Consider the following 12,067-nt stretch of genomic DNA (forward strand, 5'->3'; position numbering starts at 1 on the left):
GAGGCTTTACAAACCTCGTCACAATGGTAATTTGCCAGAATCTTAGCGAAGAGAGATAAGCATGTATAAGGATTTTTTCGGTTTCACGGAAATGCCATTCTCAATAGTACCGAGTTCTCGGTATTTGTATTTGAGTGCGCGTCACAGAGAAGCAATGAACCATCTTCAATCTGGTTTGGGTGAAGGTGGTGGGTTTGCAATGCTTACTGGTGAAGTTGGAACAGGCAAAACAACCGTTTCGAAAGCCATGCTTTCCGCGCTTGGAGAAGAAACCAAAGCGGCGCTCATTTTAAATCCAACCTATTCAAACCAAGATTTGTTGGAAGCGATTTGCGATGAGTTTGGTATTGAATACCCAGAATCAGCAAGCCTAAAGGTACTGACACAATCCATTCAACGCTTCTTGCTTGATAACTATGCTGGTGGGTTTCAAACGCTTTTAATCATTGATGAAGCACAGCATCTACTGCCAGATGTGCTTGAGCAATTGCGGCTTCTCACTAATTTAGAAACCGATAGCCAAAAACTTTTAAAAGTATTGTTGATTGGGCAGCCTGAACTACAAGCAAAGTTGCAGACAACCGAATTAAGACAGCTTGCGCAGCGAATTACTGGTCGCTATCACTTGCTGCCGCTTAACCCTGCTGAAGTGAGCGAGTACATCGAGTTTCGACTTGGGTTAGCAAATGGTGCTCAAAGCACTTTTGAACCGGCTGCAATTAAAGTCATCGCAAAATATACTCAGGGCATCCCTCGTCTTATCAATCTGATCTGCGATAAAAGCCTACAATACGCCAGCCAAAGTGGTATCAAAGTGGTGAGTAAAGCGCGAGCCGAACAAGCTTGTCAGGATGTTATGGCGTTTCAAGCTCCCGTTCAAGGCACTGTGTCTCCATCCTCAACATCCTCTTCTGTTTGGCCAAATATATTGCTATTAACGGGGAGTGCAGCACTCGCAACGTTTACTTACTTTGCCACTCCTCTTGCATTACAGAAGTGGATTCCTGCTCATACTCCGGAAATTCAAGTTACGACCCAGACGATACAAATCCCCGTTGCTGACACTTTATCGCCATATTTAAAGCGCAGTGAAGGTGAAACAAAAGCAACACTAAAACTATTTGAATTTTGGGGGCTGAAAGCCTCGGTTCGTGATACAGATTGCGAAAGGTCACGTTCATCCTACTATTGCTCCATTGAATCTGGAGGGCTAGATGATGTGATACAACAAAATCGTCCTGTTGTTTTTGCACTGAATGTAGGCGATGAACGTCATTATGCGTTGCTGTATGCAGTGTCTGATGAGGCTGCCCAAATTCTGGTTGGTGATGGACGAGTAGAAGTGCCCGTTGGGTGGCTAGAGCTACATTGGGCTGGCGAATACCGCGCTATTTGGCACGATCCAATAGCAGAAACTCTTAAGCTTGGTCATCAAGGCGAGTCCGTTGCTAAGTTAGAGGCGATGCTTGCTAAAGCGCTTGGTGAAGCGTCACAGGGCAGCAATGTTTTTGATGAAATATTGAAAGAGAAAGTGGAGGCTTTTCAGCGTTGGCAAGGGCTATTTGTTGATGGAATTGTAGGAGCGAAAACCTTGCAGTATCTGGATTTAATAGTGAATGACTCGGCCCCTTCACTGACTAAAACGACAGAGGTACCATCGGATGCTTAATGTCTCAATTGAAATAAAAGAATTAGGGGTGTTCTGTCACTTCGCGTTATGTAGGGGTATTCAGTGAGCTATTTAAATACACCTTCAACGGGTTCGAGTCTGTTTAAAACGGTGGTGTTTGTCATTCCCGCTGTTTTGGTTTCTTCATGGCATTATTTAAATTATCAACCAGATAGCGATCCGATAATCCAAGTTGAAACGGTAAAAACACAGCTTGCTAAAGTAATGGATTACCCCGAAGCTAAGCCACTCAAGGATATGCCAACGGTGGATGGCTTACCTACTGAGGTGTTGTATGACTCGACAACGGAAACTGCGCGGGTACTGAGCCCCCAAACTCAGGAAAAATCTCAAACTGGGCTAAGATCTCAAACGGATCAAAAGCTAACAGAGCAAAAGCCAAAAGAAAAAAAGAAAGAAACGCTGGATAACTTAGATCTTTCCTCTTTGTCTCCTGAGTTGGCACAAGCCGTTCAATCTGCCATTGACGATACGGCTAATCCGGGTTCGCGTCGCTATGATGAACCCGTTGAAGCGACGCCCTTAGTGGGCAATGAGCGCCAATTCCAGGGTAAGCTTCCCTCACTTAACTTACAAACTCATATGTACGCATCAAATAAAGATCGACGCTGGGTTAAAGTGAATGGCAAGGAGTTAAAAGAGGGAGACTGGGTAGACGATAAAGTGATGATCAATAGCATTACCCCTAGAACGGTTGTTGTGGAGTTTGCTGGTCAGAAAATTGAATTACCAGCATTGCATGAGTGGCGTTAGCTGATGTTTTCAAGAAATTCGGCGATCAAAAAAGGGCACATAATGTGCCCTTCTTGTTTTAATTTCTATTTGTATGAAGTATTAAGCCCAACCAGATGGCGCCTTTTTCCTACGAGGAATTAGATGGGGAAGAACCAGTCCAAAGATAAGTCCAATTCCCGCAACACCACCACCGTACATGAAGTACTTCAATAGCAGGTCTTCTTTCTGTGTATCTAGCTTAGCGCGTAGTTCGCGTACTTCGCTTTGAGAAGCGGTAAGTTGCTTATTCATATCGGCGTAGTTCTTCTCAAGCTCTTTGATTTGTTCGTTACGAGCTTCAAGAGAGTCAACCAGCCCCGATTTCTCGTCGTCAGAGCTTCTACGCGCATTGGCGAGTTTCTCTTTCACTTCACCTAGCTCTTTTTCAAGTGCAGGTAATCGTTCAGCCATACTTGGACGAGTGGACACGTATTTACTTTCGACCCAGCCTTTTCTGCCTTTGGAGTCGACAACTTGGCTAAATCCGGAATCTCGATTTGTCGCAACCAGTGTAATTTTGTCACCTGCATTAACGCTACCGATGATTCGAAACTGATTACTTGGTCCTGCGTGCATATAAGTGAATAAGTTGTCTGAGATGTAACGATCTTTTGCGAAGCTGACAGGCGCGACAAGCAGGCTAAAGAGGGTCAGACAAATAAGTTTTTTCACGGTACGTCCCTTAACTGATGGAGTTGAACAACGTTTACGCCATTCATTTATTCTTAATTAGACAGAGATAGTATGAATTTTCAGGCGGTGGTGCAACAAAAGAGGGAGGCAAAACCTCCCTTTCTGTGCGTTTGAGTCAATAATGACATGTGTCTAACAAAAGGCTTACAAAAATAAGCCTTGAATTGCATAGAAGAAGATGACGGCCAGCAGAGCCCCTGCTGGTAAGGTAACAACCCAAGACGCAACAATGTTACGCACAACACCGAGGTTTAGTGCTGCAATACCACGCGCAAAACCCACACCTAACACGGCACCCACTAACGTTTGCGTTGTGGAAATGGGTAAGCCAGTACCAGAAGCCAAAACAACCGTTGAAGCGGTAGCAAGCTGAGCAGCAAAACCACGGCTTGGTGTGAGTTCTGTAATACCCGTTCCCACGGTTGCCATCACTTTGTGACCCATGGTCGCCAAACCAACCACGATACCAATACCACCTAGTGGTAAAATCCACCATGCAATGGACGTTTTAGTCACGATTTCACCGAGGTTTTCTACAGTCGATACTACAGCTGATAGAGGACCAATCGCGTTCGCAACGTCGTTCGAACCGTGAGCAAATGCCATCGCACATGCTGTAATCACCATTAGCACACTGAAGATACTCTCAACGCCAGCAAAACTGTGGTCGTCTTCACGGTGAGCAAATTTCTTCTGAATGTAGAGGTAGCCACCGATCATGATTAAGCCAGATACGCCAGCAGACCATAGCCATGCTTCAGTGTTGGTTAAATGTAATCCAACGTGTTTCAAACCTTTCTTAATGGTAACCAATGCAATTACCATGGTGGTAATGAACATGTATACTGGTACAAAACGTTTAGCATTAAACAGTGGGTTTTCGGTGTCGAAAATCAGGCGTTGCGCGCTGACGAATATCAGGTATGCAAATATCCCCGATATCAACGGCGTTACAATCCAACTCCCAACAATGCCTTGAACTGATTGCCAATCAACAGCTTCAGTACCTACGGAAACGCACGCGAATCCTATAATAGCGCCAATAATGGAGTGAGTAGTAGAAACCGGCCAGCCCATGTACGACGCAAGCAATAGCCATGTGCCCGCAGCAAGAAGTGCAGACATCATGCCGTAAACAAGAACGTCAGGCTGATGAGCAAAGTAGGATGTCTCGATAACACCTTTACGGATAGTATCGGTTACTTCACCGCCAGCTAAGTAAGCACCAGCAAATTCGAAAATCATTGCGATGATGATCGCTTGTTTTACCGTCAGCGCTTTAGAGCCAACTGACGTACCCATGGCGTTTGCAACATCATTGGCACCGATACCGATTGCCATTAAGAAGCCAAATAGTGCAGCCACTATAATAATGGTAGTGCCGTAGTTCGCGAGGATATCCATCGTAATACCTAGTTGTTGGATAACTTATGAGAGGATTTCTGAACAAGCGCGCAACAAAAGCACACAAGCCTTCCGTGTGCCTTGATACAATCCAGTCTCATGTTATGTGTTTCAGTTTTCGTTTATGAACGAGATAGCATCAGTTCAAGACGAGCGCCAACGCGCTGAGCTTGATCGGCGATGCCACCTACCCATTCTAAAATCTTGTATAAGAACATGATGTCGATCGGATTGTACTTCGATTCGATCGCCATTAGTTGCTGGCGTAATACAATTTGCATGGCATCGGTATCGTCTTCGATGGCATCCAATTGATTGATCATCTCGGCCACCAAAGTGACTTCTCGACCTTTAAAGCCAGTTTCCAATAATTCGTCTAATTCGCTGATGACTTTCTGAGCCTGATCGGCGGCATCAAGACAACGCTTAACGTATAAAATGAAGTTTTCCTGAAGTGGTTCTGGGATTTGCAATTGACGACCAATCACCCTACCTGCAATGTCTTTTGCAAGGTTGGCTAGCTTGTCTTGCTGTGTCAGCAAATCAAGCATATCGGTACGATCTACAGGCATGAATAAGCCACGTGGCAGTTTCAGACGAATCTCACGTTTTAAGACGTCTGCTTCTCTCTCCAAGTGAGAGATTTGTGCACGAATTTCGCCTGCTTTTTCCCAGTCACCCTTAGCACTAACTTCAAAGAAATTCACTAAGTGAGAGCAGCACTCGTTCACACACACAACGTGGCGTTGCAAAGGTTTAATTGGGGACTTTGCAAATAACCCCATAATTGTATTCACTGGCATGGCTATTCAACCTAAAAAATATAACCTATAAGAAACTTCAACCATAAAGGCGAAATCTTGAACGATGGCTATAAAGTCGCGCATGTTAACCTAATCAATCCATCATTAAAACTGTTTTAGATCATCATTTGGGCGTTAATTGCCACTTGTCGATGATGGGATTAAGCAATATGCTTTCAGGGTCATCCGTTAAAGGTATAAATATGGAAACTGAGATAGAACTGAAGTTTTTCGTTTCACCTGAATTTTCAACGACTTTGGTAGCTAAAATAGCTGAAGAGAAAGTTCTTCAGCACAGTTGTCGAGAGCTGGGTAATACCTATTTCGATACGCCAGAAAATTGGTTAAGACAACATGACATAGGTCTGCGAATTCGTCGTTATGATGATGTCTTTGTGCAAACAGTTAAAACTGCGGGGCGTGTTGTCGCCGGTTTGCATCAACGACCTGAATATAACGCCGAACATACCAACAATATTCCCGACCTACACCTTCATCCTAGCGACATTTGGCCTAATGGCAAAGCAATAGACGCGTTGCAACAAGAACTTACTCCTATTTTCTCTACCGATTTCAAGCGTGAGCAATGGCTGATCAGCATGACGGATGGCAGCCAAGTCGAAGTGGCGTTTGATCAAGGTTGGGTGACGGCGGGTGACAACAAAGACGAAATTTGCGAAGTCGAGTTGGAGTTAAAGTCCGGACAAACCGATGCACTGTTCAACCTTGCTCGGGTATTGTGTGAAGATGGTGGTATGCGTTTGGGCAACTTGAGTAAAGCGGCTCGCGGATACCGATTGGCTTACGGTCATCAAGGTGATGAGGTTACGCCTTTAGCGTTAGTGGCGACGGAAAGTTCTCACAATGCAGAGTATTGCCTTATTCAGTCTTTAGAGCATGCATTGGGTCACTGGCATTACCACGAGCAAATCTATGTAGAGCGTGACGAGTTCGATGCTTTACACGAAATTGCACACTCAATTGGATTCATTCGCCAAACACTGTCGGTATTTGGGGGCATAGTCCCAAGGCGAGCAAGCGCTATTTTACGACAAGAATTGATGTGGTTAGAAGACGAGCTGACTTGGCTCAAAGAGGCTGACTATCTTGATGAGCTGATGGATGATAAAGGGCATGCGTTGCGAAAGCTGGATGCGCGAAAGTGGCTTGTCGAACAGCTTGGCACTCAATTCCAAGCGTTACCGAGTAGAGAGCATTCGTTAAAACTTCTCAAATCCTCGCGCTATACTCGATTGTTGCTTGATTTGAGCCGTTGGATACTTACTCGTGGTTGGCAGCCGTTCCTCGATGACAAAGCGCGTGAGAAAATGGCACAAGATATACGCAGCTTTTCGGTCAAGCAACTCGATAGAACGTGGGCTGAATTGGTTGAAGCATTTCCAGCAGAGCGTCAATTGAACCGCCAAGAATACATTGATCAGCAATACCGTTTATCCAGAAATCTGTACACTGGGATCTGTTTTGCGTCTCTCTATGATACAGAAGATAGAAATGCATTCCGCTTACCTTGGGAAGATCTCAAGCAAGGTATTGACGATTTATTGATGTTAGAGCCGCTGCATAAATTGCTTCCAAGATTAGAAGGTGAAAATCAAATGCAGTTGGAGCGTTGGTTGAACCGACAAGAAAATTCAATTTTGCATGCTATGGAACAAACCCGCCAAATGAGTATTGATACCACACCTTATTGGCAGTAAATCTTTCCTTTAAAGTGCGCTTTGTTGAATAAGTGCGCTTTATTTTTTGGCTCATTACGAGCTCATTTCTTTACCAAACTCAAAAAGTTACTACAGATTCCTGTGCCACCGCCGATACACAATTGACGAGATTTCCAACAATATGAGTGAACAACAAGTATTGGATCACAATTAGGGAAATCCATCAGCGAAAAGTGACTGGTAACTCAATGGCAACGAAGTGTCTTTGTTATCATCGTTTTTTCATACGAGGCGTAAAATAAATCTACAACTACAAAAAATGCACGTCTCACAAAGAGTGCGGCAATATTTGTTCGCAGGTAAATGAACACTATATGGAGTACGTACTATGGCGAGCATGAAGTTCAAGCCGTGGGAAAGAGTCATTACAGATATTCGGTTGGTACCAAAATTAGTGATGTTGATGGTATTCAGTACCGTCCTAATCATTGTTAAGCAACTTTGGGATGCGAATACTTTTTACGACTCTGTGGTTCTTGTCCAAAAAGACCAAGCGCAAGAAGTTTCCCATGCACAAGCCTCTTTTATTGACAGTGTTTTAAGAAGTAATGGGGAAGACGCGACATCGCTGGCGGAAAAAGCCATTACCGCTTTGGTTAAAAGCCGCGACAACAACCATTACATCTATTTGGTTGAGCGCGATACTGGTAAAGTCCTAGGTCACCCTTCTGCAAGAACCATTTCTGATCTTACTCAGTCAACGGAAAGCGGACAGCTTTTATCTGGTCTTATTAATAGTGCATCGGCTGGCTTTGGTTTTGAATTGGAAGGCGGTAACCGATTTGAGTATGCATCCAAATTAAGCAGTGCAGATTGGTTTGTTATTGCCTCTCAAAGCGGAGATGTTGCTCAGGCTCGCTATGACGATTATCTATCGCAAATCTTTTGGCAAACCTTGGTGATGATCATTGTGTTTGTTGCTCTATTACTTGGCGCTGCGCGAATTATGTTGCGTCAGACTCAGTACATCGCTTCAAGCATACAAAGAATGGCAGATAAAGACCTATCTACACCAATCAACCTAGAATGCAAAGACGAGTACGGCGATCTTGCTCGTGAGCTAGAGCGAACACGCTCTCAGTTGCAAGAGGTGATCAAACTTCAAGTCGATTCTTCTCAAGAGCTATCTGCTCTGACGGAAGTGATGACGATCAGCATGTCGGAAACCAAAGACTCTGCTCAAGAAGAATTTAATGAGATTGACCAACTCGCAACGGCAATGAGTGAAATGACCACAACCGTTCAGACAGTCGCAGAACACGCTCAAAGTGCTTCATCTGTTACAGAAAATGCATCGAGCCAGGCTCAGCAAGGTCAGCGATTTGTGCAAGATACCGTAGGTAAGATGAGTGAGCTCTCAGGTGACATCTCTGAGTCTGCTCAGGCTGTGAACCAAGTGGAAGAACGCGTAGAAGCCATTGGTAGCGTTGTTGGGACGATTCAAGGCATCTCTGAACAGACCAATCTTTTGGCGTTGAATGCGGCAATTGAAGCAGCGCGCGCAGGTGAAGCCGGGCGTGGTTTTGCGGTGGTTGCAGATGAAGTTCGAAACCTCGCGCAAAGAACGCAAGGTGCAACGATTGAGATTCAAGAAATGATTACTCAACTTCAAACCAGTGCAAATTCGGCGGTTGAGTTAATGGAAAAAAGTGTGGTTGAAGCAGCAGAAGGTGTGGAGCTGGTTACCAATGCTGGCACCGAGCTGGATGGCATTGTTGCTCAAGTGAGCCAAATCAACGACATGAACTTCCAAATTGCGACGGCGGCAGGGCAACAAAGTACGGTCGCGGAAGAGATGAACCAAAATCTAGACAATGTTCGCGAGTTGGTTGAGGCCTCTGTTGTTGTGGTTGGTGAGCTGTTAGAAACCTCAGAGATCATGCAAGCTAACGCTGAAGAATTGGACGGGAAAATACAGTCATTTAATGTTTAATCTGTTTTTAAACTCATAGAATGCAAATAGCGCTCACATTTCATATGTGGGCGTTTTTTTATGTGATATGGTAAATCGAACAAACCACCTAACTCGTTGACAGGGATGAACAATGACCTTACCGACGCCCATTGCTGAACAAGCCCAATTCTCACGCCAGAAAATAGAAGAACAGTATCCTTCAGTTTTTGACACTTGGCCTCAAGCCAAATTGTCGGATCTTGAGCGCGTATTAGGATTGAGTGATTTTATTGCCGACAGCATGCAGCGAGACGAGAAGCTTTGTCAGCGTTTGCCTGAAATGCTTTCAACACAAAACCGAGCAGACGATTACCGTGATAGGTTGAAAAAACAGCTAGCTAAATGTGTTGATGAAAACACCATGATGAAAAAGCTGCGCGAGTTTAGGCGTCGAGAAATGGTGTATATAGCTTGGCGAGATTTTACGGGATCTTGGTCATTGGAAAATAGCCTCCTTCATTTATCTTCACTAGCCGAAGCACTGATCTTTGAGACTTATAGGCACCTTTATCAAACCAGCTGTAAAGAGTGGGGAACACCATGTAATGAAAATGGTGAAGCACAGCCGATGCTGATCATTGGCATGGGCAAGTTAGGTGGTGGTGAACTCAACTTTTCTTCAGATATCGATCTTATTTTTACCTATCCCGAAAATGGAGAAACTCAGGGTGCGCGCCGCAGTATTGCCAATGCACAATTCTTTACTCGCTTAGGGCAGCGAATGATCAAAGCTCTCGATCAGCAAACGTTTGATGGCTTTTGTTATCGTGTTGATATGCGATTGAGACCCTTTGGCGAAAGTGGACCGTTGGTGATGAGTTATGCCGCGCTAGAAGACTATTACCAGGAGCAAGGGCGAGATTGGGAACGATACGCCATGATTAAAGCTCGGGTTATGGGTCGCGAAATGTACCCAGAGTATCAGGAACTGCGGGGCATGCTTCGCCCATTCGTATTTAGACGCTATATCGACTTCAGTGCCATTCAATCTCTCCGTCGCATGAAGTCCATGATCAGCACCGAAGTGCGCCGCCGCGGATTGTCGGACAATATAAAGCTTGGTGCTGGTGGCATACGTGAAGTGGAGTTTATCGCTCAAGTCTTTCAATTGATCCGTGGAGGTCGTGAACCTAGCCTAAGAGGGCGGGGTTTGCTGGAAACACTCGACGCAATTGAAGCCAAAACACTATTATCTGAAGCGGAAGTTCAGCATTTGAGAGAAGGGTATCTATTCCTTCGAAAACTCGAAAATTTAATTCAAGCCATTGGCGATCAGCAAACTCAAACGTTGCCAGATAAAGAGCTGGATCAACAGCGTTTGGTTGTCGCGATGAAATCATCAAGTTGGGATATACTGCGCGACTCGATTGACGGGCATATGTCTAACATCCACGCAGTTTTTGAGCAACTTATTGGCGATGATGAAGAAGAAGCTCAAACAGTGTCTAAGCACTTCAAGGAAATGTGGGATCTTGCCAATACAGAAGATGTATTGATGCACATTTTCGAAGACGACCTCAAAGTCGAATCCCCAGAGCCGTTGGTGAAGACCATCATGGGCTTTAAAAAGGACTTGGCGAAAAAAACGTTGGGTCCGCGTGGTCGCGAAGTATTGAATCGATTAATGCCTAAGGTTTTCCACGCACTCTTTAATCACAAAGATGCTCAGTTTGGTTTGTCTCGGGTGTTACATCTGCTTCACAATATTTGTACTCGCACGACCTATCTAGAACTTCTTGATGAGCATCCGGCAGCCCTTACGCAGCTAGTGAGGTTGTGTACGGCAAGCCCTATGATATCGGAGCAGCTTTCCCGTTACCCTATACTGCTTGATGAGCTTTTGGATCCGCAGCACCTCTACAATCCAACGCCGCCAACCGAGTACAGATCTGAGTTGCGAGATTACCTAGCGCGTATCCCAGAAGACGATATGGAGCAGCAAATGGAGGCGCTTCGACAGTTTAAGCAAATTTGCATACTGCGTATTGCGGCGGCGGATATCGCGGGTGTGTTACCTGTAATGAAAGTGAGTGACCACTTAACCTATTTGGCTGAAGCCATAGTAGAAGCGGTAGTAGGGCAAGCATGGCTCCAAGTGACAGAAAAATATGGCGAGCCAACTCACCTGAAAGAGCGTGAAGGTAAAGGTTTTGCCGTTATCGGTTACGGTAAAGTCGGTGGTTGGGAGCTCGGGTATAATTCTGATCTGGATATTGTATTCATGCACGACTGCCCTGTACATGTGAATACAGATGGGAAAAAAGAAATCGATGGCAGGCAGTTCTACCTACGCTTAGCCCAGCGAATCATCCACATTTTTTCAGTTCGTACAGCTTCTGGCATTTTGTATGAAGCAGACACAAGGCTCCGACCTTCAGGAGCATCTGGCATGTTGGTTAGCCCAACCGATGCATTTGAAGAATATCAACTGCAAGACGCATGGACGTGGGAACACCAAGCCTTAGTTAGAGCTCGCGCTATATACAGTGATGTGCCGTTAAAGTCGGCTTTTGAAGCAACGAGAGCAAAAGTATTATCTGCAAAACGAGATCACAGCAAACTCAAAAAAGACGTGGCAGATATGCGTGAAAAAATGCGCAGTCATCTTGGGGGAAAAAAGGCAGGACGATTCATGCTGAAGCAAGATCCCGGTGGCATTACTGATATTGAATTTTTGGTTCAATATTTGGTCTTAAATTTCAGTTCAGAATTCCCGTCGCTATTGACGTATTCTGATAACGTTCGGATTCTTGAAGCGGCAGCAAATTTATCGTTGTTGCCAGCGCAACAAGCAGCCAAGCTGACTTCTGCCTACACCGCATTAAGAGACGAAATTCATCACCGGAACTTATTAAATCAAGACGCTGATGTAGCGGAATCGCGGTTCCAAGATGAAAGAGAATGCGTTGTGTATTCATGGAATGAATGGCTGATCGATTGAATAGCCATTGAAGTAGTTAGAGATATACCCAAGTATCTTGAGGTTACTTGGGTATAGACTCTGACCTTA

At 44.8% G+C, this 12,067-nt stretch carries 8 protein-coding genes; 5 read left to right on the plus strand and 3 right to left on the minus strand.

Going from position 1 to position 12,067, the window contains the following annotated elements; genetic code table 11:
- Nucleotides 1–61: 61 nt before the first annotated feature.
- Together Q8W40_RS16540 and Q8W40_RS16545 are read left to right on the plus strand one after the other, a co-directional pair.
- The gene (locus Q8W40_RS16540; RefSeq protein WP_305398779.1) at nt 62–1,669 is read left to right on the plus strand and encodes an ExeA family protein; all 1,608 of its coding nucleotides are present in this window, start codon (nt 62–64) and stop codon (nt 1,667–1,669) included.
- 63 nt (nt 1,670–1,732) lie between these two features.
- Nucleotides 1,733–2,443 (plus strand): general secretion pathway protein GspB, encoded by a 711-nt coding sequence (locus Q8W40_RS16545; protein WP_305398781.1) that lies wholly within the window; start codon nt 1,733–1,735, stop codon nt 2,441–2,443.
- 81 nt (nt 2,444–2,524) lie between these two features.
- On the opposite strand, the gene Q8W40_RS16550 is transcribed toward Q8W40_RS16545, so the two are convergent.
- From Q8W40_RS16550 to Q8W40_RS16560, 3 genes are all read right to left on the minus strand, one after another.
- The gene (locus Q8W40_RS16550; RefSeq protein WP_305398782.1) at nt 2,525–3,136 is read right to left on the minus strand and encodes a TIGR04211 family SH3 domain-containing protein; all 612 of its coding nucleotides are present in this window, start codon (nt 3,134–3,136) and stop codon (nt 2,525–2,527) included.
- 165 nt (nt 3,137–3,301) lie between these two features.
- A complete protein-coding gene (locus Q8W40_RS16555; protein ID WP_305398784.1) occupies nt 3,302–4,561 on the minus strand; it encodes an inorganic phosphate transporter in 1,260 nt (419 codons plus the stop codon).
- A 122-nt stretch (nt 4,562–4,683) separates the two neighbouring features.
- Nucleotides 4,684–5,364: a TIGR00153 family protein gene (locus Q8W40_RS16560; protein ID WP_101112456.1), complete on the minus strand. Its 681-nt coding sequence runs from the start codon at nt 5,362–5,364 to the stop codon at nt 4,684–4,686.
- A gap of 203 nt (nt 5,365–5,567) precedes the next feature.
- Between Q8W40_RS16560 and Q8W40_RS16565 the strand changes: the two genes are divergently transcribed.
- The 3 genes from Q8W40_RS16565 (at nt 5,568) to glnE (ending at nt 11,998) form a co-directional block, all read left to right on the plus strand.
- The gene (locus Q8W40_RS16565; RefSeq protein ID WP_305398786.1) at nt 5,568–7,082 is read left to right on the plus strand and encodes a CYTH and CHAD domain-containing protein; all 1,515 of its coding nucleotides are present in this window, start codon (nt 5,568–5,570) and stop codon (nt 7,080–7,082) included.
- A 349-nt stretch (nt 7,083–7,431) separates the two neighbouring features.
- Nucleotides 7,432–9,036, plus strand: a complete 1,605-nt coding sequence (locus tag Q8W40_RS16570; protein ID WP_305398788.1) for a methyl-accepting chemotaxis protein — start codon at nt 7,432–7,434, stop codon at nt 9,034–9,036.
- Between the two features lie 112 nt (nt 9,037–9,148).
- Entirely contained in the window at nt 9,149–11,998 is a 2,850-nt protein-coding gene (gene glnE / locus Q8W40_RS16575) for a bifunctional [glutamate--ammonia ligase]-adenylyl-L-tyrosine phosphorylase/[glutamate--ammonia-ligase] adenylyltransferase (RefSeq protein ID WP_305398789.1), read from the plus strand.
- The last annotated feature ends 69 nt before the right edge of the window (nt 11,999–12,067 follow it).

It is taken from the genome of Vibrio penaeicida, from assembly GCF_030689305.1.
Taxonomy (GTDB): Bacteria; Pseudomonadota; Gammaproteobacteria; order Enterobacterales; family Vibrionaceae; genus Vibrio; species Vibrio penaeicida_B.

Bases quoted from the DNA above. Each gene is read 5' to 3' on its own strand.
- Q8W40_RS16560 (WP_101112456.1), bottom strand. From the start codon at position 5,364: ATGCCAGTGAATACAATTATGGGGTTATTTGCAAAGTCCCCAATTAAA.
- Q8W40_RS16565 (WP_305398786.1), top strand. From the start codon at position 5,568: ATGGAAACTGAGATAGAACTGAAGTTTTTCGTTTCACCTGAATTTTCA.
- Q8W40_RS16570 (WP_305398788.1), top strand. From the start codon at position 7,432: ATGGCGAGCATGAAGTTCAAGCCGTGGGAAAGAGTCATTACAGATATT.
- Q8W40_RS16540 (WP_305398779.1), top strand. From the start codon at position 62: ATGTATAAGGATTTTTTCGGTTTCACGGAAATGCCATTCTCAATAGTA.
- glnE (WP_305398789.1), top strand. From the start codon at position 9,149: ATGACCTTACCGACGCCCATTGCTGAACAAGCCCAATTCTCACGCCAG.
- Q8W40_RS16555 (WP_305398784.1), bottom strand. From the start codon at position 4,561: ATGGATATCCTCGCGAACTACGGCACTACCATTATTATAGTGGCTGCA.